Origin of the sequence: Streptomyces zhaozhouensis (assembly GCF_900230195.1) — a bacterium.
GTDB classification, from domain to species: Bacteria; Actinomycetota; Actinomycetes; order Streptomycetales; family Streptomycetaceae; genus Streptomyces; species Streptomyces zhaozhouensis.
The window spans coordinates 13,990-38,078 of record NZ_OCNE01000025.1; the positions used below are offsets into that span (position 1 = coordinate 13,990).

General features: G+C 74.1%; 18 protein-coding genes. 5 read left to right on the plus strand and 13 right to left on the minus strand.

Annotated features, from left to right (window positions below):
• The first annotated feature begins 47 nt into the window (after positions 1-47).
• Positions 48-434 carry a globin gene (locus CRP51_RS25310; protein WP_097233662.1) on the plus strand — a complete coding sequence of 129 codons (387 nt, stop codon included), beginning with the start codon at positions 48-50 and terminating at the stop codon, positions 432-434.
• Between the two features lie 24 nt (positions 435-458).
• Here CRP51_RS25310 and CRP51_RS25315 read toward each other — a convergent pair whose 3' ends face one another.
• From CRP51_RS25315 to CRP51_RS25360, 10 genes are all read right to left on the minus strand, one after another.
• Complete coding sequence (locus CRP51_RS25315) at positions 459-1,526, minus strand: ABC transporter permease (RefSeq protein ID WP_097233663.1); 1,068 nt, start codon at positions 1,524-1,526, stop codon at positions 459-461.
• Positions 1,523-2,257, minus strand: coding sequence for an ABC transporter ATP-binding protein (locus CRP51_RS25320; RefSeq protein ID WP_245880801.1), 735 nt, complete (start codon positions 2,255-2,257; stop codon positions 1,523-1,525). Before CRP51_RS25320 ends, CRP51_RS25315 begins: the two co-directional genes overlap by 4 nt.
• 73 nt (positions 2,258-2,330) lie before the next feature.
• Complete coding sequence (locus CRP51_RS25325) at positions 2,331-3,308, minus strand: FHA domain-containing protein (protein WP_097233664.1); 978 nt, start codon at positions 3,306-3,308, stop codon at positions 2,331-2,333.
• A gap of 440 nt (positions 3,309-3,748) precedes the next feature.
• A complete protein-coding gene (locus CRP51_RS25330) occupies positions 3,749-5,098 on the minus strand; it encodes a PP2C family protein-serine/threonine phosphatase (RefSeq protein WP_097233665.1) in 1,350 nt (449 codons plus the stop codon).
• A 2-nt stretch (positions 5,099-5,100) separates the two neighbouring features.
• Complete coding sequence (locus CRP51_RS25335) at positions 5,101-7,602, minus strand: serine/threonine-protein kinase (protein WP_097233666.1); 2,502 nt, start codon at positions 7,600-7,602, stop codon at positions 5,101-5,103.
• The gene (locus CRP51_RS25340) at positions 7,599-8,882 is read right to left on the minus strand and encodes a hypothetical protein (RefSeq protein WP_170970675.1); all 1,284 of its coding nucleotides are present in this window, start codon (positions 8,880-8,882) and stop codon (positions 7,599-7,601) included. The genes CRP51_RS25335 and CRP51_RS25340 overlap by 4 nt, the downstream gene beginning before the upstream one ends.
• Before the next feature lie 315 nt (positions 8,883-9,197).
• The gene (locus tag CRP51_RS25345) at positions 9,198-10,256 is read right to left on the minus strand and encodes a glutamate ABC transporter substrate-binding protein (protein ID WP_097233667.1); all 1,059 of its coding nucleotides are present in this window, start codon (positions 10,254-10,256) and stop codon (positions 9,198-9,200) included.
• 214 nt (positions 10,257-10,470) lie between these two features.
• Entirely contained in the window at positions 10,471-11,889 is a 1,419-nt protein-coding gene (locus CRP51_RS25350; RefSeq protein ID WP_097233668.1) for a GlnX family signal transduction membrane protein, read from the minus strand.
• A 176-nt stretch (positions 11,890-12,065) separates the two neighbouring features.
• Complete coding sequence (locus CRP51_RS25355) at positions 12,066-12,692, minus strand: GNAT family N-acetyltransferase (RefSeq protein WP_097233720.1); 627 nt, start codon at positions 12,690-12,692, stop codon at positions 12,066-12,068.
• A 136-nt stretch (positions 12,693-12,828) separates the two neighbouring features.
• The gene (locus CRP51_RS25360; RefSeq protein WP_097233669.1) at positions 12,829-13,692 is read right to left on the minus strand and encodes a mechanosensitive ion channel family protein; all 864 of its coding nucleotides are present in this window, start codon (positions 13,690-13,692) and stop codon (positions 12,829-12,831) included.
• A gap of 298 nt (positions 13,693-13,990) precedes the next feature.
• Between CRP51_RS25360 and CRP51_RS25365 the strand changes: the two genes are divergently transcribed.
• The 4 genes from CRP51_RS25365 (at position 13,991) to CRP51_RS25375 (ending at position 17,408) form a co-directional block, all read left to right on the plus strand.
• Positions 13,991-14,629: an HNH endonuclease gene (locus CRP51_RS25365; RefSeq protein WP_097233670.1), complete on the plus strand. Its 639-nt coding sequence runs from the start codon at positions 13,991-13,993 to the stop codon at positions 14,627-14,629.
• A gap of 238 nt (positions 14,630-14,867) precedes the next feature.
• Positions 14,868-15,101 (plus strand): hypothetical protein, encoded by a 234-nt coding sequence (locus tag CRP51_RS29000; RefSeq protein ID WP_170970672.1) that lies wholly within the window; start codon positions 14,868-14,870, stop codon positions 15,099-15,101.
• The gene (malQ, locus tag CRP51_RS25370; RefSeq protein WP_097233671.1) at positions 15,101-17,152 is read left to right on the plus strand and encodes a 4-alpha-glucanotransferase; all 2,052 of its coding nucleotides are present in this window, start codon (positions 15,101-15,103) and stop codon (positions 17,150-17,152) included. Before CRP51_RS29000 ends, malQ begins: the two co-directional genes overlap by 1 nt.
• Positions 17,153-17,198: 46 nt before the next feature.
• Positions 17,199-17,408 (plus strand): hypothetical protein, encoded by a 210-nt coding sequence (locus tag CRP51_RS25375; protein ID WP_097233721.1) that lies wholly within the window; start codon positions 17,199-17,201, stop codon positions 17,406-17,408.
• Positions 17,409-17,557: 149 nt separating this feature from the next.
• Here the strand turns inward: CRP51_RS25375 and pepN (CRP51_RS25380) are convergent, their stop codons facing one another.
• The 3 genes from pepN (CRP51_RS25380) to pepN (CRP51_RS25390) all read right to left on the minus strand — a co-directional run bounded on the left by pepN (CRP51_RS25380) (position 17,558) and on the right by pepN (CRP51_RS25390) (position 23,986).
• Positions 17,558-20,113, minus strand: a complete 2,556-nt coding sequence (gene pepN, locus CRP51_RS25380; RefSeq protein WP_097233672.1) for an aminopeptidase N — start codon at positions 20,111-20,113, stop codon at positions 17,558-17,560.
• A 127-nt stretch (positions 20,114-20,240) separates the two neighbouring features.
• Positions 20,241-21,236: a hypothetical protein gene (locus CRP51_RS29005; RefSeq protein ID WP_097233673.1), complete on the minus strand. Its 996-nt coding sequence runs from the start codon at positions 21,234-21,236 to the stop codon at positions 20,241-20,243.
• Positions 21,237-21,394: 158 nt separating this feature from the next.
• Positions 21,395-23,986, minus strand: coding sequence for an aminopeptidase N (gene pepN, locus CRP51_RS25390; protein WP_097233674.1), 2,592 nt, complete (start codon positions 23,984-23,986; stop codon positions 21,395-21,397).
• Positions 23,987-24,089 lie beyond the last annotated feature (103 nt).

Consider the following 24,089-nt stretch of genomic DNA (forward strand, 5'->3'; position numbering starts at 1 on the left):
GCACCCGCCGGGTCCGGCTCGGCTGCCGCGTCTGCGACCATGGAGCCATGGAGATCCAGCAGCTGACGTTCTACGAGCGGGTCGGGGGCGAGCCGACCTTCCGGGCGTTGGTCCACCGGTTCTACCAGGGGGTGGCGGAGGACCCGATCCTGCGGCCGATGTACCCGGAGGAGGACCTGGGGCCCGCCGAGGACCGGCTGGCGCTCTTCCTCATGCAGTACTGGGGCGGGCCGCGCACCTACAGCGAGACCAGGGGGCACCCGCGGCTGCGGATGCGGCACGTTCCGTTCACCGTGGACCGCGCCGCGCACGACGCCTGGTTGGCGCACATGCGGGACGCGGTCGACAGCGTCGGACTTGAGCCGGAGCTGGAGAAGCAGCTGTGGGACTACCTGGTCTTCGCCGCGCGTTCCATGGTCAACACCCCCGACTGACCCGGAGCCTCGGGGCCGGGTCGGTCAGGCGTCGTCCCAGCGGAAGAGCCGCGAGGCCACAAAGGTCAGCACCGCCGCGAAGAGCAGCAGCCCGCCGATCGCCGGCAGCGCCGCTCCCCAGCTCTCACCCCGCGACAGGACGCCCTGCGACGCCTCGTTGAGGTGCTTCAGCGGCATCACGTTCGAGACGGTCCGCAACCAGCCCGGCATGTTCTCCAGCGGGAAGAAGGAGCCGGAGAGGAACGCCATCGGCATGACCACGAGCTGGAGCACCGCGTTGGCGGCCTCCTCCGACTTGGCCCAGGCGCCGATGAGCAGCCCCACCGACATGAACGCGAGCGTCCCGCTGGCCACCAGCGGAAGCACCAGCCACCAACTGCCGGTCAGCTTCAGCCCGTAGAACGGGATGACGGCGATCGCGAGGAAGAGCGCGGTCTGGAGGAACGCCATGCCCAGGCTCACCCCGATCCGCGCGCCGATCACCGTGCCCGGGGATACGGGCGCCAGCCAGAGCCTGCGCAGGATGCGCTTCTTGCGCCAGTTGACCAGGGTGAACGCCGACATGAACGAGGAGCCCATGGCGATCGCCCAGCCCAGCAGGCCGGGGGCCAGGTACTGGATGGCCTTGACCGACTTGTCCTCGACCTGGTCGGTGGCGAGTTCGTACGTCGCCGGCTGGCCGGTGGCCGCCAGGTTCGCGCTCTGCACCAGGGACTGCATCAGACCCTGCACGGTGCCGGCGCGGGCGGCATCGGCGGCCGAGTAGCGCAGCTCGATCCGGCCCTCCTCGTCCTCCCAGACGGCCGCGTCCACGTCGCCGTCGCTGACCCGCGACAGCGCTTCCTCCCTGTCGTCGGTCTGCTCGACGTCCAGCGCCTCGGACAGCCCGCGGCGCTGCTCGGCCGGCATCTCGTCCAGCACGGCGACCTCGCCGACCTGGAGCACGTGGGAGCGGGGGGCGGAGTCGTTCTGGAAGAGCGCGCCGAAGAGAAGCAGGAACATCAGCGGGAAGACCAGGGTGAAGAAGGCCGCGGTGCGGTCCCGCAGCTGCCCCTTGACCATGGCGAGGGACAGGCTCTTGAAGGCGCTCACTCGCGGTACTCCCGTCCGGTCAGCTGGAGGAAGACGTCCTCCAGGTTCCGCACGCCCAGCTCCTCGATCAGCTCGGACGGCGCGCCGACGCGCAGGATGCGGCCGGAGTCCATGATGGCCACCCGGTCGCAGAGGATCTCCGCCTCGTCGAGGTAGTGGGTGGTCAACACCACGGTGCGGCCCTGGGAGTTGATCCCGCGCAGCAGGTCCCACAGGTTGCGGCGGGCCTGCGGGTCGAGGCCGGTGGTCGGCTCGTCGAGGAAGACCAGCTCGGGGTCGTGGACCAGCGCACAGGCGATGGAGAGCCGCTGGGCCTGCCCCCCGGAGAGCTTGTCGTCCCTGGTGCCGGCCTTGTCGGTGAGCCCGACGGTCTCCAGCATCGCGTCGGCCCGCTCGGGCCCGACGCCGTAGAGGGAGGCGAAGGTGTGGATCTGCTCGCGCGCGGTCAGCTTCTCGAAGAAGGCGGACGCCTGGAGCTGGACGCCGATGCGGCGCAGCAGCCCCGGGTCGCGCGGCCAGGACGGCTGGCCGAGCAGACGGGCGCTGCCCTCGTCGGGCTCGCGCAGCCCCTCGACGAGCTCCATCGTGGTGGTCTTGCCGGCGCCGTTGGGGCCGAGGATGCCGTAGAACTCCCCGTGTGCGACCTCGAAGGTCACCCCGTCGACGGCCTGCACCTCTCCGTAGCGCTTGCGCAGCCCCTCGACCGCTATCGCCGGTATGTTTTTGGTCACCTTGGTGATGGTAGCCGTGGCCCCACCCCGGCCGGCCGGGCCCCTTCCAGGGAGACGCCCGGCCGACGGGCGGTCACTGTCGGTAGATGCGCAACGTGGTCCAGGCGCCCACGTGGACGCGGTCCCCGTCGCGCAGCGGCACCGGGACGAACGGCTGGATCGCGTCCTCCGAGCCGTTGACCGTGGTGCCGTTGGTCGAGTCCTGGTCGACCACGGCCCAGCCGCCGTCGGGCTGCTCCACCAGGATCGCGTGCTGGTGGGAGACCCCGGGGTCCTCCGGCTGCCGCGACAGGTCGATGTCGGGGGCCTCACCCGTCGAGTTCCGCCGGCGGCCGATCGTCACCTGGGGGCCGCTGAGCGGCAACTGCTGCTCGGGGGCGTAGGCGGGCAGCGTCAGCTGCGCGGCCTCGGGGCCCGAGCGGTGCATCATCGCCGTGAAGTACTCGGGGTCGGGGCCGATCGAGACCAGCCAGCCGCCGCCGGTGGGCTGCCCCGGATACCCGGGCGGGCCCGGCTGGGGGGCGGGCTGGCTGGGCGGCGGCAGCATCCAGTCGCCGGTCGGCTGCGGGGGCGGGTAGCCCCCAGGGGCCCCCGGCTGCGGGGGCGGGGCCGACTGCGGAGGCGGGCCCGGCGGCGGCTGCTGGAAGGCGGGCGGTGCCGGCGGGGGGCCGCCGGGCGCGCCCTGCGGGGCGCCGGGGTAGGCGGGGGCCGGCGGGGTGTAGGTGGTGGGGGAGTTGGTGAGGAAGTTGTACCGGCACTCCTCGCAGAACGGCGCCTGCGCCTCACGCGGCGTGCGGCACTGCGGGCAGAGCTCGGCGGCGGGCATCGGCGCCGTGCCGGGGCCGCCGGGGTCCGGGTAGCCGGGCGGGCCGCCCTGTCCTGGATAGCCGAGAGGGCCGCCGTGCTGGCTCGGGCCGCCGTGCTGGCCGGGGAAGTCATGCGCCGGTGGAGGCGGCGGGGGCATCGCGACGGCGGGTGCCATGATGCGGTGCCCGCACACCTCGCACCAGTCATCGGCCATCGACTGGTGGCCGTTAGGGCAAGTCGGCATGGAACTGCCTCCCCCTCACGTCACTTCTTCGCTCGTTGTCGGGACTGCGTCGGAACTGCCTCGGGACTGCTGTGTGGCTGGGCCATCTCATCAGCCTGCGGGACGGGTGCCCCCAGCGAACAGTACCGGTCGCCGCATCCTGCAGGTCCACTACCTTCGCGGCCAATTTGCGGCTTCACGCGCGCGGGGCGGGCGGTGAACGGGCGAAGAGGGCCGTGGCCGGCGGGACTTCGGGGCTCTGACGGGGATTGTCAGTGGCGCACCGTACGATCCGCGATCAGAGCTTGACCCTGAGTCGTCACCGTGTGAGGTGTGCCATGCCGCGCGAAGGTTTCCTTTCCCGTCAGCCCCCGTCGCTTCGCCTTCCGTTCCTGTCCCGTCTCCTCCGTACCGGCCTCCGCCGGGTGTCGAGGGCCCTGCCGGGGCCCGGTCGGTCCCTTCTAGGCCCTGTCCGCCCGGGGGGACGGGAAGGGGATCACCGCGACGGTGACGTTGTCGTGGCCGCCGGAGTCGAGCGCGTGGCGCACCAGGTGCTGCGCGCTGGGCAGCGGTGCCTGCCGGGACTCCGGCGGCACGAGTCTGGCCATCTGCTCGGCGGTCTCCGCGTAGTTCCACAGGCCGTCCGTGCAGACGATCACGACGCCGGGGCGGTCGGGCTGGAAGGTCGCGGTGTGCGGCTCCACCTCGTGGGCGTCGGCGCCGAGCCAGGCGGTGATCGCGTGCGCCCGGTGGTCGGCCATCGCCTCGGCCTCGCTGAGCAGGCCGGCGGCGACCATCTGCGCCGCCCACGAGTCGTCCTCGGTGAGCCGGGCCGCCGTGCCGCCCTCGCCCTGCGGGACCCAGTAGGCCCGGCTGTCGCCGACCCATCCGACGGTCAGCTGGCCGCCGGTGGTGACGGCGCTGACCAGGGTGCAGGCGGGCGCGTTCCTGCCGGGTTCGCCCTCGGCGTCGGCGAGCCGGTTGACGGCGTCGGCGGCGGCCAGCACGGCGTCGTGCATGGCCTGCGGCCCGGCGACTCCGCGCGGCAGCGCGGTCAGCAGCGACTCGGCGGCCGCGGTGGAGGCGGCGGCCGATGCCTCGTGCGGGCGGCTGGAGGAGGAGACCCCGTCGCAGACGACGGCGACGACGGCCGGTGTGCCGTCGGAGAGCGCGGTCGCCGCCACGCTGAAGGCGTCCTCGTTGCGGTGGTGACGCAGTCCCAGGTCGCTGACGGCGGCCACGCCGCCCAGCTCGCGCTCCAGATGGTCGCGGTTGACCGGGGGGCGCTGCCGCTCGCAGTCCGCGCACCGGCCGCCCTCCGCCTCCGCCTCCGCCCGGCCGCAGCCGGCGCAGCGGGCGGCGGGGGCCGGCGGCGTCGTGGCGGCGCGCGGGTCGGCGCCGCGCGGGTCGGTGGGCTGGGGCGCCGGCGGGTGCTGGGCCTCGGGCGGCCGCGGTGAGGCGCCCGGCGGTGCCGGGGGATGGGCTCTGGGGTCGGGTGCGGCGCCGGCTGTCGGCGGCGTGGTCGGCGGCGTGGTCGGCGGTGGTGGCACCGGCGGCGCCGCCGGTGGCGGCGGGGGCGGCGGTCGCTCGGCGCCGTCCGTGCGCAGGGTGTGCAGCGGGGGCGGCAGCGGGAAGTCGTGTTCCGTCGGGGCGTAGCCCGGCGGGCGTTCCCGGGCGCCGTCCGTCGGCGGAGCGGCCGGCTGGCGGGCGGCGGTGCGCAGGTCGGTGCCGCAGACGCCGCAGAAGCGGTCGTCTTCCTCCAGCGGCTCACCGCAGCCGGGACAGGCGGAGAGTTGGTCGAGCTGCGGCATCGTCACACCCATGTCCTGGGGCGGAAGCGGTTGGCCGCCTCCACCAGTTCCGTCCGTTCACTACTGGTCGGTGCCAGTCTGGCCAGTCTCCGGAAGGAGCGTTCGAGCCCCTTCCTGACACCCGTCTCGTCCAACGGGACATCCATCAGTCGCAGCTGCGGGCGCAGCCGTCCCGGCTGTTCGGTCGCCTCCGCCAGCAGCCAGTCGAGAGCGCGTCCCAGCACTTCACAGGACAGTTGTTCGCTCAAGGATGGTTCCAGCCCCGCGCCACGCAAAAGCACCACCTGGTGGCCCGCGGCGAGCAGCTCCGGCAGCGCGTCCTCGCCCGTCGGCCCCTCCCGGAGCCGGGCGCGCACGGCGGCGACCCGGGCGGCGGTGTGGTAGGCCGAGGTCTCCGGCACCGACTCCAGCACCGCGACGGCCCCGGCCCGGTCGCCGGTCGTCAGCCGGACCCTGGCCAGCCCGAAGGCCGCGCTCACATGGCTGGGGTCGCACGCCCACACCAGCTCGTAGTAGTCGGCCGCGTTGTCGAACTGCCCGAGCCACTCGGCGCACACGGCCAGCGCCAGCTTCGGGGCCACCTCCCCGGGGAAGGCGTCGTAGACCGCGTCGAACGCCTCGGCGGCCGTCGCGAGGTCGCCCTCCACCAGCGAGACCAGCCCGTGGTGCCACACCACCCGCCAGTCGCCCGGGTAGTGTTCGCGCAGCTCGGCCAGGCGGGCGCGGGCGGCCACCCCCGAGGCCGGGTCGGTCAGCCCGAGGCGGGCCCGCACCTCGCGCAGCCGGCGTTCCACGGAGTCGGTCGGCGCCTGGCGCAGCGCGATGATCAGTTCGGTGGGGGCGCTGGCCATCAGACCGGCGAGGAAGCCCGCGTTGGAGTCCTCGGGGTCGACCAGCGTCAGCGGCAGCGCCAGCCCGATCTCCCTCGGGTCGGGCGGAGCCACCGGCGGCGTCGGCGAGGCGGTCGGCGGCGCGGCCTCGTTCCCGCGGGAGCGCCAGCGGATGCTTCTGGCGCCAAGCCGCGAGACCCCGTCGGCGGGCGCCCGCAGCGGCTCGGTGTCCACGACCCCCCGCTCGGGGCCGAAGAGCTGGGAGACCGCGGGCTGGGGCTGACCGGTCCGCACGGCGACGATCTCCCGCAGCACGCCGGTGAGTTGCTCGGCCATCTCCTCGGCGGAGGCGAAGCGGGCTTCGGGATCGGGGTCGGTGCCACGCACGAGGAAACGGTAGAACGACTCGTACTCGCGGAACACCTCGATGTGCTCCGGATCGGGCAGGCTGTCGGCGAAGACGCTGGTGTAGCCCTGGAAGTCGAAGGTCATCACCGCGAGGGTGCGGGCCACGGTGTAGAGGTCGGAGGCCACCGACGCGCCCCGCTCGATCAGTTCGGGCGCCTGGTAGCCGCCCGTGCTGTAGACCGGGGACTCGGTGTCGCCCATCCTGCGGACCGCGCCGAGGTCGATGAGCTTGAGCTGGTCGTCCTGCTGGATCGCGTTGTCGACCTTGAAGTCGCAGTAGAGCAGGTTCCGGCCGTGCAGATAGGCCAGCGCCTCCAGCGCCTCGATGCCGTAGGCGCACGCCTGCTCCACCGGCAGCGGGTCGCGCCTGCCCTCGGGCGTGCGGCGGGCGTTGGCGATCTGCTTGAGGGACTGCCCGCCCACGTACTCCATGACGATGTAGCCGTCCATGCTCCCGGTGCGCGGGTCCAGGTGCTCGACGAAGTTGTAGATCCGCACGATGCTGGAGTGCTCGATCTCGGCGAGGAAGCGGCGCTCGGAGATCGCGGCCGCCATCGCGTCCTCGTCGCCGGTGTCCAGCAGGCCCTTGAGCACCACCCAGCGGTCGGAGACCGCGGTGTCCACGGCGAGATAGATCCAGCCCAGGCCGCCGTGGGCGAGACAGCCGGCGATCCGGTACTGGTCCTTGACCAGGTCCCCCGGGCGCAGCTTGGGGACGAACGAGTAGGGGTGCCCGCACTTGGTGCAGAAGCCCTCGGTGCGGCCCGGGCGGCCCTGCCGCGAGCGGCCCACCCTGGCGCCGCACTCGTGGTTCCCGCAGAACCGTTTGCGCTCGGGCACCTCAGGGTTCTTCAACACGGCGGAACGCGGGTCGGGACGCGGCACGCTCGGCATCGTCACCAGCCCGGCGCCCAGCCGCAGCCGGGTGGTCTTCGGGCTGCGCGTGCCGCGCACGATCACCATCGGCCCCGCCGCCGCGCCCGCCTCGCTCCGCGCGAGCCGCCCGGAGACCGAGCGCCGCGATGACCGCGACGTGGACGAACGGCTGGAGCGCGAGCCGGACGAGCCGGCGCTGTCCCGTCCCTCGCTCGCCTGCGGCAGCCGCCTGCTGGTCCTGCTGTCGCCGATGCTGCCGTCGGCCGACACGACCGGCGCCAACCCGCAGGCGTCGCAGTAGAGTTGCCCGCGCTCGGCGAGCTGGTAGCGCCCGCCGCAGTCGGGGCGCTGGCAGAGCTGGCCGCTCTCCTTCGCCGCGATCGGGCTCATGGTTCCCCCCTCAGCTGGGCCGCGGGCTCCTCTGGTTCGGCCGCCGGCGGGGCCAACGCCTCGGCAGCGGCCTCCCGATAGCGCCGCACCGCCGTCTCGGCCGTGCGCAGGTCGCACGGCGCCGTCCACAGCAGCCGGCGGGCGACGTCGTACCGCTCGGCCAGCAGCGGCTCGTCCGCCCTGCCCGCCCGGGTGACCCGCGCCCGCCAGGCGTCCAGCCGCCCCCGCAGCTCGGCACGGACCGCCAGCGGCGCGGTCACGGCGGACAGCGAGTCCCTGGCCCGCCGCAGCTCCTCGTCGGCGCGCCGCTCCAGCGACTCCAGGAGCGGGGAGAGCCGGTGCCACTGCGAGCGCCTGCGGAAGTCGGCGGCCGCGAGGAGCTGTTCGTGGAGCACGCTCGCCGGCCCGTGCACCGCGGGCACCTCGGACGCGGCGATCTTCGCCAGCACCTCGCCGCGCGCGGTGCGCGCCTCCGCCAGGGTGCGGTCGGCCCGCGAGAGCACGTCGCGCAGCCGGATCAGCCGCTCCTCGGCGTCCCTGCGGACCCCGATCACCGCGTCCACCTCGCGCCTGATGTCGTCCAACGCGCGGGCCGCCCGGTCGTAGCGCGAGGTGTCGGGCCGCCCGCCGCCGGGCGCGCTGCTGCCGCCGTCCGCCGTCCAGAAGGCCAGCGGATCGGCGATCACCTCCGCCCGCAGCCCGGTCAACTCCTCGGTGATCTCGTCGAGTTCGTCACCCGCCGGATGCGCCCCCGGGCGCACCCCGACCGAGTGCGCCAGGTCGCGCAACCGGTGCAACTCCGTGGCGAGCAGGTCTATCCGCGCGGGCAGCGCCGACCACACCACGTCGGCGGCGACCAGCAGGTCCAGTACCTCGGCGTAGCCCGCGTTCAGCCGGCCCACCAGCTCCGGCCAGCCCAGGTGCTCCACGCCCCGCTCGTCGCCCGGCACCGCCAGGTTGGCGCCGTCCAGCAACATGCTCAGCTGGAGCAGCTCCTCGCGACCCGGCTCGCGCCGCCGCGCACGCAACTCCCGCGCCGTCTCCAACGTCTCGGTGAGCAGGTCGAACCAGCCCCACAGCCGCGTCAGCGTCAACTCGGCACGCACCCAGCGCTCCCGGGTCGCGCCCGTCAGCCGGGCGCCCTCCAGCAGACGGCGGCCGGCGTGGTCCTGGAGGGCGAGCAGCGAGGTCTCGACCGCCTCGTGCTCGGCCCCGAACCGGGCCAGCGAGCGGTCGACCTCCTCGCTGCTCAGCACCGTTCCGCCGGAATCCGGGGCCATCGGTCTCCCCTCAGTCTCTCCCGCCGGCTCTCCGCGTGTCGGCTGTGGTCGGTCATGCTCGGACAGGTCACGGTCAGCGGTCGCGCGGCCCCGGGCCGTGGTCGGGCCGGGGCGGACCCGGCCGCGCCGGGGTGGTCGGTCGGGTGCCGGTCCGGACGCCGGTGCGGGCACGGCCAACGGTACGGGCCGCGCGGGGGCGCGGCGGTCGCCCTCGTCGCCCCCCTCTCCCTTCGTCGCGGGCGGGTTGTCGGATGTCGTCGGATCGATCTCTTCCCCGGTTGACCCGCCGGGTATCTCTGTCCTCGCACGGTGATCTCAGTCGCGGTACAGCGGCTCGGGCGGAACGCCGGCGCTGTCCGGGAGATAGCCGGAGAGCCACTCGTCGAAGGACGCCCGCCAACGGCTGCTCGTCCCGCCGGCCTGGTAGGACGCCAGCACCGCGTTGACCCAGCGCACCAGGTCCTCGTCCTCGCTGCGCATCGCCACCCCGTAGGACTCGGCGGTCAACTCCTCGCCCACCAGCCGCATCGTGGGGTCCTGCCCTATGTGCCCGGCGGCCAGCGCGCTGTCCGTCATCAGCGCCTCGGCCAGACCGAGCTGGATCTGCACCAGGCAGTCCAGGTGGTTGGGCCGCTCCATCAGATGGGCGCCGTGGCTCTCCCGCTCCAGCAGCCGGGCGGCGGTCGTCTCCTTCGCGCTGCACACCCGCTGCCCCTCCATCGACTCGTCGAAGCCGGTGATCGGCGAGCCGCGCGGCACCAGCAGCTGCTGCCCGGTCTCGAAGTAGGAGGCGGAGAACGCCACCTGCTCGACGCGCTCGCACGTGATCGACATGCTGCGCACCACCATGTCGACCTTGTCCGTCCGCAACGCCCCGATCCGCTGGTCGGTGGGGATGGCGCGGAAGACGATGTCGGGGTCGGGCCCCAGCAGGTCCTCGGCGATGGCGCGCGCCAGGTCGATGTCGAAGCCGACGATCTTCCCGTCGTCCGGGTGGCGGTAGCCCCAGCGGTAGCTGTTCTGGTCGATACCGACGACGAGTTGGTCCCTCTCCCGGATCCGCTCGACGGCGGGTCCGACCTCGCGGACGGGCGAGAGGCTCTCGGCCGGGTCGAAGCCGCCGCCCTCGCCGCTGTCGTCGCACCGCTCCCGGCTGGCCAGCGGCACCGGGTCCTCGTCCAGGCTGGCCCGCGTGGCGTCGGCCGTCTCCGTCGGCTCGCGGCCGCCGGCACCCTCCTGCGGCGACCCCGCCGTCAGCGTCCCGACGACCATCGCACCGGCCAGCGCCAGCCCCGCGCCGCCCAGCAGCAACGCCCGCCAGTGCGGGGCCAGTCCGCGCCCCGCGCCGGCATCGCCGCGCGTCGTTCCCCTCATGGCCCCACCCTCCGTTCGTCCACGGAAACCCCGCGGGGGACGCGCGATCCGGTCGGCGCGAGCGCCGCACGCGCCCCGCGGAAGGAGACGCGATACGCGTCGGCGCCGTTCATCGCGGGACACCCCGAGCCGGACGGGCACCCCGTGCCCGCCGCCGTAACGCGGCACGGCCGCGCGCCGGCCGCGGCCGGCACGCGTCGCCCCGCACGGTCGTTCATCGGTACTCCGCCAGCGGCCTGGCCACGCCCCGCGCCGTGCCCGCCGCGGCCAGCAGCACCAGGACGACGGCGGCCGGGGGCAGCACGCCCAGCCAGTTCAGCCCGCTCTGCGCCGCGTCGAGGAACTGCCGCTGCTGTCGGTCCACCGCGTCCGACAGCTTGTTGTTCACCCGATCGAAGGACTCGCCGGTCGAGCCCGCGTTCCCTATGACCTGTCGGATGGCGCCGTTGTAGTCGCCCTCCATCTCGAACCGCCGGGCCTCCTCGTGCCGGTGCTCCCACACCCTGGCCGCGGCGATCGCGTCCTTCACCGCCGTGCGGCTCTCGTCCTCGGTCTGCGCCAGCGCCAGGAGGAGCAGGCCGGCGCGCGCGTCGTCGGGCGGGGCCAGCAGCCGGTCCATGGACGAGATGTACTTCTCGTCGAAGGTGCTGTCGCCGCCGCGCGCCACCAGCGTCAGGTTCTCCGCGCCGCGCGCCAGCAACGCCTCGGTCCGCGCGTCGCTGAGCGTGGTCAGCGCGCGCCCCGGGCCCGACTCCGCCTCCTCCAACGAGGAGCTGGCCATCAGGTGACCCCCCGCCACCCACAGCAGCAGCAGCCCGGCGGCCGTGGTGGCCGCGACCAGGCCCGGGTTGAGGACGCGGTGGGTGCGCAGGTAGTGGCGGCGCTGCGCCCAGCCGAGCGCCCCCACGGAGGCGACCCCCAGGCCGATCGAGAGCCACGGCCAGGCTCGGGCCTCCGCCAGGTCGGCGCGGTAACGGGCGGTCTCCAGCCGGTAGAGCTCGTCGGCCGTGGCCAGCAGCGTGTCCTGCATCCGCTCGTCCGCGTAGCGCAGGTAGGCGCTGCCCAGCGGCAGCCGCTGCCGGTCGTTGGCCCTGGCCGTCTCCACCAGACCGGTGTAGCGGGGGAGTTCCGCGTTGAGCCGGGCGATCAGGACGGCCGAGAGCGCCGAGCCCTGGCCGTGGCCCGCGGCCGAGGCCAGCAGCTCGGAGGCGTTGCTGATGTGCCGCACGTAGCGGTTGCGCACGTTCCGCGGCTCGTCCGCGCCGGCCAGGAAGCCGCTGGCCGCCGTGGTGTTGGCGTCGGCGAGATAGCGGTAGATGTCGGCGGCGTTCCGGCTGAGCGGTTGGCTGGTCTCCCGCGCGGTGCGCGCGGCCTCGGCGCGGTCCGACAGCTGCCAGTACGTGGTGACGCCGAAGAGCAGCAGCAGCCCCGCCAGCGCGAGGCCGATCAGCCGCAGCCGCCCCGGCTCGGTGCCGAACGCGGCCCGCAGCCGCCGCGCGCACCCGCTCAACGCGCCGAGCCGTCCCGGCCGTTCGACGGGCGGGGACGGCGCGGGGGAGCCCGCCGGCACCTCGGCGCGTGGGGCCGGGAACGCCGGCGGGGCACCGGGCGGGGCGCTCGGCGGCTGAGTCACGTGGTGGACCCTCCCCCTCGCGTCGTCGGCATGGTCGGCATGGGCCACGGCCAGTCAGTATGACGCCCCCGTCCGGGCCCGACACCGCCGTTGCCCGGATCTTGTCGGTTTCGCGATCTTCTCTTGCGACTTCGTTTCCCTTGTGTCACAGAAGCACCGCGGGTGCCGCCCGGGAGTCAGAGCCGGATGCCGAGATAGTCGACGTCCTTCTTGCCCTCGGGGCGCGGCAGTTCGACGAAGCCGAGACGATCATAGAAGGCGCGGGCGCCGGTGTTCTCCGGGTTCATGCTCAGATGCAGCCCGCGCACCCCGCGCTCGCGCAGCGCGTCCGTGAAGGCGGCCATCAACCGGCGGCCGAGCCCCTGCCGCTGCCCCTCGGGCAGCAGGTCGATGTGCAGGTGCGCGGGGTACTCGGCGGCTATCTCGGGCACCAGCATCGAGTCCGCGTGGTGCAGCAGGTGCCGCAGCCCGTCGTCGACCCCCTCGACCGGGGACGTCGGCGCGGGGAACCGGTCGGCGACGGTCGGCAGCCAGCGTTCCATGAACTCCGCGTAGAAACGGGTGCTGTCGGCGGTGCCGACGATGTACCCGATGGCGCGCTCGCCGTTGTCGGCGACGAAGACCAGGTCGGGTTCCAACTCGGCGTAGGGCGTGGCGAAGATCGCCGAGAAGATCTCCGGCTCCCGGTAGCGGCCCCGCGCGTCGCCACCGGCGTGCGCCGTCCTGACGCAGATGTCCGAGAGCGCGTCGCGGTCGCCGGGGCGGTAGCCGCGGATGCTGGGGGCGGGACGAGTGTTCGACATGGCCGCCATTCTGCGGCACCGCAGGTCACGGCGGGAGGGGCGGCGGGACCGGAACGTGCCGGGGCCTCAGGGCCGGAGCGCCCCCGTGCTGAGAACGTGCCGGAACATGCCGGAATGTATGGGAACGCGCCGGCGGTCAGTCGCCCTTCTCCAGCGACACCGCCGGCGGGTCGACCTGGGTGACGCCGGCCGCGTCCAGCGCCCGTTTGATGCGCCACCGCAGTTCGCGTTCCACCGGCGCCGCCTGGTTCGGCGGGGTCTTCACCGTCACCTTGAGCACCATCGACTCCAGCGAGACCGATTCGAGGCCCAGCACCGCGACCGGCTCCCACAGTTGCTCGTCCCACGGCGCGGACGCCGACATCTCCTCGCCGGCGGTGGTGATCAGCTTGCTGACCGCGGCGAAGTCGCTCTCCGGCGCGACCGCCACCTCGACGGCCGCCGTCGCCCAGCCCTGGCTGAGGTTGCCCACCCGCTTGATCTCGCCGTTGCGGACGTACCAGATCGCGCCGTCCTCGCCGCGCAGCGTGGTCACCCGGAGGCCGATCTCCAGCACGGCGCCGGTGACCTCGCCGGCGTCGATGGTGTCGCCCACCCCGTACTGGTCCTCCAGCAGCATGAACATGCCGCTGAGTACGTCCGTCACCAGGTTGCGCGCGCCGAAGCCGATCGCCACGCCGATGATGCCGGCGCTGGCGACCAGCGGGCCGAGCTGGATGCCCAGCTGGGAGAGGACCATCAGTCCGGCCGTGCCGAGGATCGCCACCGAGGCGGCGCTGCGCAGCACCGAACCGATGGCCTCCGAGCGCTGCCGCCGCCGCTCGGCGTTGACCAGCCGGCCGCCGCGCGGGACGCGGCGCTTGCCGTCCTTGTCCTCGCGGTTGAGGCGCGCTATCAGCCGGGTCAGCGCCCGCCGCACCACGAACCGCACGACGAAGGCGATGACCGTGATCAGCAGGATGCGCAGCCCGCCGGCGAGCCAGGTCTCCCAGTTGTCCATGCCGCTCTCTCCGTGTTTCCCGCCCCCGCGCGGGCCAACGGTAGTAGCTCCGACGACGGCGGTCGTCGCGGTGCGGGCCGCCGGCGGCGGGGCCGGGCCGCGGCCGACCAGGGCCCCGGCCCGGCCGCGCGGGGTGTCGCCCCGGTGCCGGTGGGAGATCCCCCGTGGGGCGAATGTGGTGGATGACACTTGGGGCACATTCCCGGATCGTGGTGGCGCCGGTGGCCCCACCCGGGACACACTGAGGGAGATCGTCACGGCGCGAGCCACGCGCCGCCGACGGAAACGGAGGGCGTTCGTGCCACACGTCTTGGTCCTCAACGCTTCGTACGAGCCGCTGGGCGTCGTGCCGGTCAGGCGCGCGCTGATCCTGCTGCTGAACGACAAGGCCGTCAGCCTGGAGACCTCCGGCTCCCTGATGCGCAGCGCCAGCCGCGCCATTCCCGCGCCCAGCGTGGTCAGACTCAAACGCTTCGTCCGCGTGCCCTACCGCACCGCCGTGCCGCTGACCCGACGCGCGCTCTTCGCTCGGGACGGCGGCCGTTGTGCTTACTGCGGCGGTGTCGCCACCAGCGTCGACCATGTGATCCCCCGCAGCAGGGGCGGTCAGCACGCCTGGGACAACGTCGTCGCCGCGTGTCGCAGCTGCAACCACATCAAGGCCGACCGGCACGTCGCCGAGTTGGGGTGGCGGCTGCGGCACACGCCGGGCCCGCCGTCGGGGCTGGCGTGGCGGATCATCGGCACCGGTCACCGTGACCCTCGGTGGCTGCCCTATCTGCGCCCCTACGGCGCCGACGACGCGCTCGCCCGCATAGAGGCGCGTCCGAACCGCGCGGCGCGGCCGGCCAAGCAGGGCAAACCGGCCAAGCCCGGCCGGCAGGGCCGGGGCGCCGCGCTCACCCCGCTGGCCGCGGAGCCCGCAGAACCGGTCTGAGGACCACTCGATCGGGTGGGCTCCGGCCGGTGCGCCCACCCGGTCGGGTCACCTCGGGGAAGCGCGAAAATCCGAGGCCGGGGGGCGGTGGCGCGGGAGGATTTCCGGCTCCCGGCGTGTGCGTTGCGTCGCTTTCCCGTCGCGAGTGCGGATGCGATGGCGTTCACTGGGTAGGGCACTACCCAGGACACTTACCGTCAGTGATCCGTCAGCCGCCCGTCTGCGAACGGAGAACCCCGTGGCCGTCGCCACTCGGACCGAATGCGAAAGCAAAAGCAAACGTCTGGACAGCCTGTTGCCCCCGCCGATGATCGCCGTGCCGGCCCAGGCCGCGGCCCGCGAGCGGCCCCTCACCAGCGAGCCCTCCCCGGGTGACCTCGTCCCCCTGACCTCCGAGCAGCCACTGGCCGCCGAGCCGCCCCTGGTCGCCGAGCCCAGCGGTCGCGGTGGCGCGGAGGCCATCGGCGTCTGATGGACGCCCTGTCGCGGCTGGCCGCGACCCACGGCGTCGCCACCTCGTACGCCCCGTCGCCCGGGGAGTCCGTCGAGGTGCCGCGCGACACGGTCGTCGCCGCGCTCGCCGCGCTCGGCGTCGACGCCGACGGCCCCGAGGCGATCCGCGCGGCCCTGGCGCGCGGCCCGCGCCACGCCGGGCGGCTGCTGCCGCCCACCCTGGTGGGCAGTTCCACCCGCCCGCTCCCCCCGCCCGGCACCCTGCCCGCCGGCACGTCCCTGCTGCTGGAGACGGAGGACGGCGAACGCCGCCCCGCCGCCGGGGCGCCCCCGCCCGTCGGCCGCCACACCCTGCGTGCCACCGCGCCGGACGGGCGCACCGCGACCGCGACCCTGCTCGTCCCGCCCGACGCGGCGCCCGTCGCCGCGCGGCGCGAGGTCGGGCTGATGGTGCAGCTCTACTCGACGCTCTCCCGGCGCTCCTGGGGCATGGGTGACCTCGGCGATCTCGCCGACCTCGCCACCTGGGCCGGCTCGGCGGGCGGCGTCGGTTTCCTCCAGCTCAACCCGCTGCACGCGGCCGTGCCGCCCGTCGAGGGCGAGACCGTCGACCCCTCGCCCTACCGGCCGGCGACCCGGCGCTTCGCGGACCCGGTGCATCTGCGGGTGGAGCGCGTCCCGGAGTTCGACGCGCTGGACCCGGCGGGGCGCGCGCGTATGGCGCCCCTGCTGGCGCGCGGCGACGCGCTCCGGCGCGCGGTGCTCGACGAGCGCCGTCCGATCGACCGGGACGCCGTCTGGGCGACCAAACGCGCCGCCCTGGAGCTGCTGCACGCCGTGCCGCCGAGCCCGGAGCGCGCGGCGGCGTTCCGTCGCTATGTCGACTCCTGCGGCCGTGCCCTCACCGACCACGCGACCTGGTGCGCGCTGGCCGAGCGGCACGGCCCCGACTGGCACCGCTGGCCGCCGGGGCTGCGGCGCCCCGACAGCCCGGAGACGGAGGCGGCCCGCCGCGCGCTCGCCGCGCGGGTCGACTTCCACCGCTGGCTGACCTGGCTCACCGACGAGCAGTTGGCGCACGCCCAGCGCGCGGCGACCGAGGCCGGCATGGGCGTCGGCCTGCTGCACGACCTCGCCGTCGGCGTCCATCCGGACGGTTCGGACGCCTGGGCCGGCCAGGACGTGTTCGCCGGCGGCATGTCGGTGGGCGCGCCGCCGGACGCGTTCAACGAACGCGGCCAGGACTGGGGCCTGCCGCCCTGGCGCCCCGACGCGTTGGCCGAGGCCGGCTACGCGCCCTATCTGGAGCTGGCCGGCGCGCTGGCCCGGCACGCGGGCGGGCTCCGGGTCGACCATGTGATGGGCCAGTTCCGCCTCTGGTGGATCCCCCGGGGCGCCGAGCCGCGCGACGGCACCTATGTGCGTTACGACGCGGACGCCATGCTGGCCGTCCTGGCGCTGGCCGCGCACCGGGCCGGCGCGGTGCTCGTCGGCGAGGACCTGGGGACCGTCGAGTCCGGTGTCCGCGAACGGCTCGCCGAGCGCGGCGTCGCCGGTACCTCGGTGCTCTGGTTCGAGCGGCACTGGGACCGGGAGGGCCGTCCGCCGCTGGAGCCGGCCGAGTGGCGCGCCAACTGCCTGGCGACCGTCACCACCCACGACCTCCCGTCCACGGCGGCCCGCTGGGACGGCTCGGACGTCCGGCTCCGCGCACGTCTCGACCTGCTCGCGGACCCCGAGGCGGCGCGGCGGGAGGCCGAGGAGGAGCTGGCCGACTGGCGGGAGACCTTCGTGCGGCGGGGGCTGCTGGCCCCGGACGGCGGGGAGGAGGAGCGCATCGCCGCCGCGTACCGGTTCCTGGCCCTGACCCCGGCCAGGCTGCTCGGCGTCTGGCTGCCCGACGCGGTGGGCGACCGCCGGCCGCAGAACGTTCCCGGGACCTGGCGCGAGTACCCCAACTGGCGGCTGCCAGTGGCCGACGCCGACGGGCGCCCGGTGTCGCTGGAGGAGCTGACCGCCTCCGAACGGCTGGCGCGGCTGTTGGCGGCCGTCCGCGACCCGGGGCCCTGAGACCGGGCGGGCGAGCGGCGTTGGTTACTGTAAGGGCGTGGTCAACATGAACAAGAAGCGCGCCGTCGCGGTCTCCGTCTCCGCGGCGCTGCTGACGCTGCTCTCCTCCCCGGCCGCCCAGGCGCTGACCCGGGACGACGGCGACGACCCGGGCACGGGTCTGAGCATCGCCGAGACCCTCGGGCTGTTCGTCGCGGCTCCGATCCTGCTCTTCGCGCTGATCGCCGCAGCGGTGATGCTGAGCGACCGTCGCTGACCCCTGCGGGGGGCGGGGCGCGGACGACGACGGTCCTGGCTGGTCCGGGTGGGTTGTCGTCTGCGCCCCCGTGGACGGTTGCTCGCGCAGTTCCCCGCGCCCCTTCTCCGCCGGTGGGCGGCTCGGGGGCGCGGGGGACCGCGTGAGCGTCAGGCGTCGGCCGCCCTCGCGCGCAGCGCGCGCTCGACGCCGGAGCGGGACTCGGTGACCAGGCGGCGCAGCGCCGCCGACGGCTGGGTCGCCTCCAGCCACGCGTCCGTCGCGTCCAGCGTCTCCCGCGCGACCTGCGTCATCGGGTAGAACCCCAGCGCGATGCCCTGCGCCGCCTCGTGGCTGCGCCGCGCCCACACGTCCGCGATGACCTCGAAGTACCGCTCCCGGTACGGCGCCAGCAGCTCACGCTGGTCGGTCTGGACGAAGCCCCGCATCATGGACTCGCGGACCGCGTTCGGCAGCGACTCGTCGTTGACCACCGCGTCCCAGGCCGCCGCCTTCGCCTCCGCCGTGGGCCGCGCGGCGCGGGCCGCCGCCGCGTGCTCCTCGCCGGCCGAGGTCGGGTCGCGGCGCAGTTCGGCCGCGATGGCCTCCTCGCCGGCGCGCCCCGTGGCGACCAGCCGCAGCAGCAGCGCCCACCGCAGGTCGGTGTCGACGTCCAGGCCCTGGATCGTCACGCCGCCGTCCAGCAGCCCGGCCAGCGTGTCCAGTTCCTCCTCGCTCCTGGCGGTCGCCGCCAGCGCCCTGGCCCACGCCAGCTGGTGGTCGCCGCCGGGCTCGGCGGCGCGCAGCCGTTCCAGCGCGGCGGCCGACCAGCGCGCCAGGCCCTCCTCGCGGCGTTCCGGCGCGGCGTAGAGGTCGAGTGCCAGCTTGACCTGGCGGTGGAGCGACTGGACCACGCCGATGTCGCTCTCCTTGCCGATGCCGTTGAGCACCAGCTCCAGGTAGGCGTGGGTGGGGAGTTCGCCGTCCCTGGTCATGTCCCAGGTGGAGGCCCAGCACAGGGCGCGCGGCAGCGACTCCGTGAAGTCGCCGACGCGGCGGGTGATCTGCGCCGTCGACTCGGGGTCGAGCCGGACCTTGGCGTAGGAGAGGTCGTCGTCGTTGAGCAGCACCACGGCGGGCCGGGCGCGGCCGACCAGCTCGGGCACCTCGGTCTCGGCGCCGGTGACGTCCAGCTCGATCCGGTGGACGCGGACCAGCTTCTCGTCGACCGGGTCGTAGAGGCCGACCGCGATGCGGTGCGGGCGCAGCGTGGAGGCGCCCTTGGCGCCGGCGGGCAGCGGCGGGGCCTCCTGGCGGATGACGAACCGGGTGATCACGCCCTCACCGTCGACCTCGATCTCCGGCCGCAGCACGTTGATCCCGGCGGTCTCCAGCCACGCCTTCGACCAGGACTTCAGGTCGCGGCCGCTGGTCTCCTCCAGCGCGGACAGCAGGTCGGTGAGGCGGGTGTTGCCCCAGGCGTGACGCTTGAAGTAGGCGCGCACCCCCTGGAAGAACTCGTCCCTGCCGACGTAGGCGACCAGCTGCTTGAGGACGGAGGCGCCCTTGGCGTAGGTGATCCCGTCGAAGTTGACCAGCACGTCGTCGAGGTCGGTGATCTCGGCCATGATCGGGTGGGTGGACGGCAGCTGGTCCTGGCGGTAGGCCCAGGTCTTCATCTGGTTGGCGAAGCCCGTCCAGGCGTGCGGCCACTGGCTGCCGGGGGCGTCCGCCTGGCAGGCGATGGAGGTGTAGGTGGCGAACGACTCGTTGAGCCACAGGTCGTTCCACCACTCCATGGTGACAAGGTCGCCGAACCACATGTGGGCCAGCTCGTGGAGGATGGTCTCCGCCCTGGCCTCGTAGGCGGCGTCGGTCATCTTGGAGCGGAAGACGTACTGGTCCCTGATGGTGACGGCGCCCGCGTTCTCCATGGCCCCGGCGTTGAACTCGGGGACGAAGAGCTGGTCGTACTTGGCGAACGGGTAGGGGTGGTCGAACTGCTCCTCGAACCAGTCGAAGCCCTGCTTGGTGAGGGAGAAGATCGCCTCGTCGTCGAGGTGCTCGGCGAGCGAGGGGCGGCAGTAGAGGCCGAGCGGCACCGTGCGGCCGTCCTTCTCCCAGGTGTCGTGGACCGCGTGGTACGGGCCGGCGATCAGCGCGGTGACATAGGTGGAGAGCCGGGGCGTGGGCGCGAAGTGCCAGACGCCGTCGACCGGTTCCGGGGTGGGCGAGTTGGAGATGACCGTCCAGCCCGCGGGCGCGGTGACGGTGAACTCGAACGTGGCCTTGAGGTCGGGCTGTTCGAAGCAGGCGAAGACGCGCCGCGCGTCGGGCACCTCGAACTGGGTGTAGAGATAGGTCTCCTGGTCGACCGGGTCGACGAAGCGGTGCAGCCCCTCGCCGGTGTTGGTGTACGCGCAGTCGGCGACGACCAGCAGCTCGTTGGCGCCCTCGACCACCTCGGGCAGGGCGATCCTGGAGTCGACGAAGACCTCGGCGGGGTCGAGCGCGGTGCCGTTGAGCACGACCTCGGTGACCGCGGGGGCGACCAGGTCGACGAACGTGGACCCGGCGGCGCTCGCGGTGAACGTGAGGGCGGTGCGGGAGGCGAAGGTGCCGCCCTGGGGCGCCCCGGAGAGATCGAGCGTGATCTGGTAGCTGTCCACGCTGATCAGTCGGGCGCGCTCCTGGGCCTCTTGCCGGGTCAGGTTGGTACCGGGCACCTGGTTTCTCCTTCGGTCTGCTTGGCTGCGTCGGGGTGGGGGGAGGCCGTCGTCCGCGTCATCCTCGCACGGGCGGCGGACCGGTGGCCGCCCGCTTTTCCCACGCCGGGCCGCCGGCTCGCGCGTGTCAGCGGGGGAGCACCACCACCCAGTCCGTGCCCGGTCGGGTCGCGCCGGCCCGCAGCGCGGCGCCGACCGCGTTCGCCTGGCGCCGCCAGGACGCGTGCAGCGCGCGCGGCGTGATCCGGACGACCGTGACGCCCAGGCCCCGGAGCGTCTGCTCCCGGCGCGTGGCCTCCGCCTCGTCCGGTGTCGGGGCGGCGGAGCCGCGCTGCCGGGGGAGGCGGGTGTCGAGCCGCACCGCGACGGACGACTCGGGCCAGTAGGCGTCGACGTCGCCGAGGAAGGGGCCGTCCGGCAGCCACAGCCCGACGTTCCAGCACGGGTCGGGCAGCGCGCCCTGCCGCACCATGTGGAAGAGCAGCTCCTCGGCGACCGGCCGGCCGGCGGCCAGCAGCCCCTCGACGGCGCGGGCCACCGGCGGCTCGTCGAGGCGGCCGGTCTGCTCCAACTCCGCGATGACCGCGCACGGTTCGCACAGCCCCAGCCGCACCGCCTCCTCCAGGGGGCGGCGCAGCGCCGCCGGTTCCTCCAGGTGCGCCAGCGCGTCGGCCAGCGCCCTGGCCGCCGGCGCGACCGGCAGCCCCGCGACCCGGCGCGGCCTGGGCGGGCGCGCGGTGCGCAGCAGCCGCACCCGGCCGAGCGAACGCAGCCGCCGGGTGTGCGGCACCAGCACGTCGACGCGGCGCGTCGCGTCCGGCGTACCGGCCGAGGTCACGCCCTGGACGGCGAGCGCGGCCAGCCCGGTGATCACCGCGCCGGCCTCGGGGCCGCCGGTGTAGAGCAGCGCGGCGTGCAGCAGTTCATGGCCGTCGGGCGGTTCGGGGTGGAGCAGCACGACGCCGGGAAGCGGCATCTGCCAGGGGCCGCCCGGGCGGCAGCGACGGCGGGTGGTGGCGGCGGACACGCCCTCGGCGCGCAGCGCCAGGAGCGTGGTCACCCGCGGCGCGGCGGGCGCGGCCCCGGGGCGCCGGGGCGGGGTGAGCGGAGCTTCATGCGTCATGCGGCGGCGATTCCCGCTGGAGGCCCCGGGGGCTACCCGCTGTTACAGACCCGTGGGGAAACGGGGACATCCCGCCGCGCGTAGGACGGATGTTCCCCGGCGGTGCCGGGGTGTCCGTCCTTGCGCGGCGGGACGCCGTGTGCTCGGTCGGGGCGGCGTCAGACGTCGGCCGCCTGGGCCCGCAGCGCCCGCGCCAGCTCGTCCCGCGCCTCCAGCACCAGTCGGCGGAGCGCCGGCGGGGCGTCCTCGTGCGCGGCCAGCCAGGCGTCGGTGGCCGCCAGCGTCTCGGGCGAGTCCTGGAACATCGGGAAGAGGCCGCGGACCACGGCCATCCCGATCTCGATGGTCCGCTCCCGCCAGAGGCCCTCGATCACCTCGAAGTACCGCTCCGCGTAGGGCGCCAGCAGCGCCCGCTGCCCCGGCTGGGAGAAGCCGTCGATGGTCGCCTCGACCAGCGCGTTGGAGAGCGTGTCGCGCTCGACCACCGAGGCCCACGCCTCCGCCTTCACGGCCGGGTCCGGGCGGGAGGCGAGGCAGCGGACCTGGTGGCGGTTGCCCGAGGCGGTGTCGTCCCTGGCGCGCTCGGCCGCGATCTCCGCCTCGCCGGCGCGGCCGGCGGCCGTCAGCGCCCGCAGCAGCAGCCAGCGCAGCTCCTGGTCCACGTCGAGCCCGTCGATCCGCGCCGAGCCGGCCAGCAGCCCGGACAGCAGTTGGAGGTCGGCGTCCGAGCCGGCGCAGCCGGCGAAGAACCGCGCCCAGGCCAGCTGGTGGTCGCTCGCCGGCTCCGCCCGCCGCAGCTCGCCGAGGGCGGCCTCGGCCAGCTCCGCCTCGCGGGCCGCGCGCCGTTCCCCCGGGGTGTACGAGTGGAGCGCGGTCAACGCCCAGGCGTGCACCATCTGGAGCACGCTGATCTCGTCCTCGGCGCCGGCGAAGTCCCGCACCAGCGCCAGGAAGTCACCGGCCGGCAGCAGCGCGTCGCGCGTCATGTTCCACAGCGCCGACCAGCACAGCGCGCGGGCCAGCGGGTCCTCGATGTCGCCGAGGTGGGCGCGCAGGGTGGTCAGCGAGCCCTCGTCGAACCTGGCCTTGCAGTAGCTCAGGTCCTCGTCGTTGACCAGCACCAGCTCGGGGCCCTCGCTGCCGGCCAGCTCGGGCACCGGCGTCAGTTGCCCGGTCACGTCGACCTCGGCCCGCGCGTAGCGGACCAGCGGGCCGACGCCGTCCTCGCGCCGGTAGAGGCCGACGGCGATGCGGTGCGGGCGGAGCGTCGGATGGGAGTCCGGCGCCTCCTGGAGGACGGTCAGCTCGGCGATCCGCCCGTCCGCCGCGTAACTCACCTGCGGCGTCAGCGCGTTGACGCCGGCCGTCTGGAGCCAGGCGGCGGACCACTCGGCCATGTCGCGGCCCGAGGTCTCGGCCAGCACGGTCAGCAGGTCGGTGAGCCGGGTGTTGCCGAAGGCGTGGCGCTGGAAGTACCGCCGCGCGCCCTCGAAGAACGCCTCGCGCCCCACGTAGGCGACCAGCTGCTTGAGCACCGAGGCGCCCTTGGCGTAGGTGATGCCGTCGAAGTTGAGCTTGGCGTCCTGGAGGTCGCGGATGTCCGCGGTGATCGGGTGGGTGGACGGCAGCTGGTCGGCCCGGTACGCCCACGCTTTGCGGTTGTTGGCGAAACTGATCCAACCCCGGGTGAACTCGGTCGCCTCGGCGAGCGCGTACGTTCCCATGTAGTCGGCGAACGACTCCTTCAGCCAGAGATCGTCCCACCACTCCATGGTGACGAGGTCGCCGAACCACATGTGCGCCATCTCGTGCAGCAGCGTGCTGGCCCGGCCCTGGTAGGCGGCGGCGGTGGTGCGGCCCCGGAAGACGTACTCCTCGCGGAAGGTGACGCAGCCCGGGTTCTCCATCGCGCCGATGTTGTACTCGGGGACGAACGCCTGGTCGTACTTGCCGAACGGGTACGGGTAGCCGAAGTGCTCGTGGAAGAAGTCGAGCCCCTGCCGCGTGGTGGCCAGCAGCCGCTCGGCGTCGAAGTGCGGCGCCAGCGCGCGGCGGCAGAGCACGCCCAGCGGGATCTCCAGCGTCGTCCCGTCCTCCAGCGCGCGGCGGTAGGAGCCGGCGACGTAGTGGTAGGGGCCGGCGACCACGGCGGTGATGTAGGTGGAGATCGGCTGCGTGGTGGCGAACGTCCAGGTGGCGTGCGTGCCGTCGCTCAGCTCCTCGCGACGCTCCTCGGCACCGTTGCTGAGCACCGTCCAGTGCGCCGGCGCGGTGACCCGGAAGGAGAACGGCGCCTTGAGGTCGGGCTGCTCGAAGTTGGCGAACACCCGGCGCGCGTCGGCCGGCTCGTACTGGGTGTAGAGATAGGTCTGCCCGTCCTCCGGGTCGGTGAAGTGGTGCAGCCCCTCCCCGGTGTGGCTGTAGGCGCAACTGGCGTCCACCACCAGGTGGTTCTCCGCGCGTAGTGTCGGGAGCGTGACGCGGGTGCCGTCGAAGAGCCGGTCCACCGGAAGCGACTCGCCGTTGAGGGTCACCGAGTGGACGTGCGGCGCCAGCAGGTCGATGAAGCTGGTCGCGCCGTCCCGCGCGCAGGAGAACCGCACCGAGCTGGTGGAACGGAACCTGCGCGGCCCCTCGGCCGGCGCGGGGTCGGTCGCGGCGCGCAGGTCAAGCGACACCTCGTAGCTGTGCACGGTCAGCAGCGCGGCCCGCTCGCGGGCCTCCTCGCGGGTGAGGTTCTCTCCAGGCACGCTGGTCGACTCCCTGTGGTTCGGGTGCTCTCGGAGCCCGCCGACGGCGCGGCGCGGGCGCCGTTCAGCATGTCACGGGAGGGTGAGGGGGCGCACGGTGGAA

Excerpts from the sequence above, each read along its gene's own strand:
- CRP51_RS25310 (WP_097233662.1), top strand. The coding sequence starts at position 48 with ATGGAGATCCAGCAGCTGACGTTCTACGAGCGGGTCGGGGGCGAGCCG.
- CRP51_RS25325 (WP_097233664.1), bottom strand. The coding sequence starts at position 3,308 with ATGCCGACTTGCCCTAACGGCCACCAGTCGATGGCCGATGACTGGTGC.
- CRP51_RS25330 (WP_097233665.1), bottom strand. The coding sequence starts at position 5,098 with ATGCCGCAGCTCGACCAACTCTCCGCCTGTCCCGGCTGCGGTGAGCCG.
- CRP51_RS25335 (WP_097233666.1), bottom strand. The coding sequence starts at position 7,602 with ATGAGCCCGATCGCGGCGAAGGAGAGCGGCCAGCTCTGCCAGCGCCCC.
- CRP51_RS25340 (WP_170970675.1), bottom strand. The coding sequence starts at position 8,882 with ATGGCCCCGGATTCCGGCGGAACGGTGCTGAGCAGCGAGGAGGTCGAC.
- CRP51_RS25345 (WP_097233667.1), bottom strand. The coding sequence starts at position 10,256 with ATGAGGGGAACGACGCGCGGCGATGCCGGCGCGGGGCGCGGACTGGCC.
- CRP51_RS25355 (WP_097233720.1), bottom strand. The coding sequence starts at position 12,692 with ATGTCGAACACTCGTCCCGCCCCCAGCATCCGCGGCTACCGCCCCGGC.
- CRP51_RS25360 (WP_097233669.1), bottom strand. The coding sequence starts at position 13,692 with ATGGACAACTGGGAGACCTGGCTCGCCGGCGGGCTGCGCATCCTGCTG.
- malQ (WP_097233671.1), top strand. The coding sequence starts at position 15,101 with ATGGACGCCCTGTCGCGGCTGGCCGCGACCCACGGCGTCGCCACCTCG.
- CRP51_RS25375 (WP_097233721.1), top strand. The coding sequence starts at position 17,199 with ATGAACAAGAAGCGCGCCGTCGCGGTCTCCGTCTCCGCGGCGCTGCTG.
- CRP51_RS29005 (WP_097233673.1), bottom strand. The coding sequence starts at position 21,236 with ATGACGCATGAAGCTCCGCTCACCCCGCCCCGGCGCCCCGGGGCCGCG.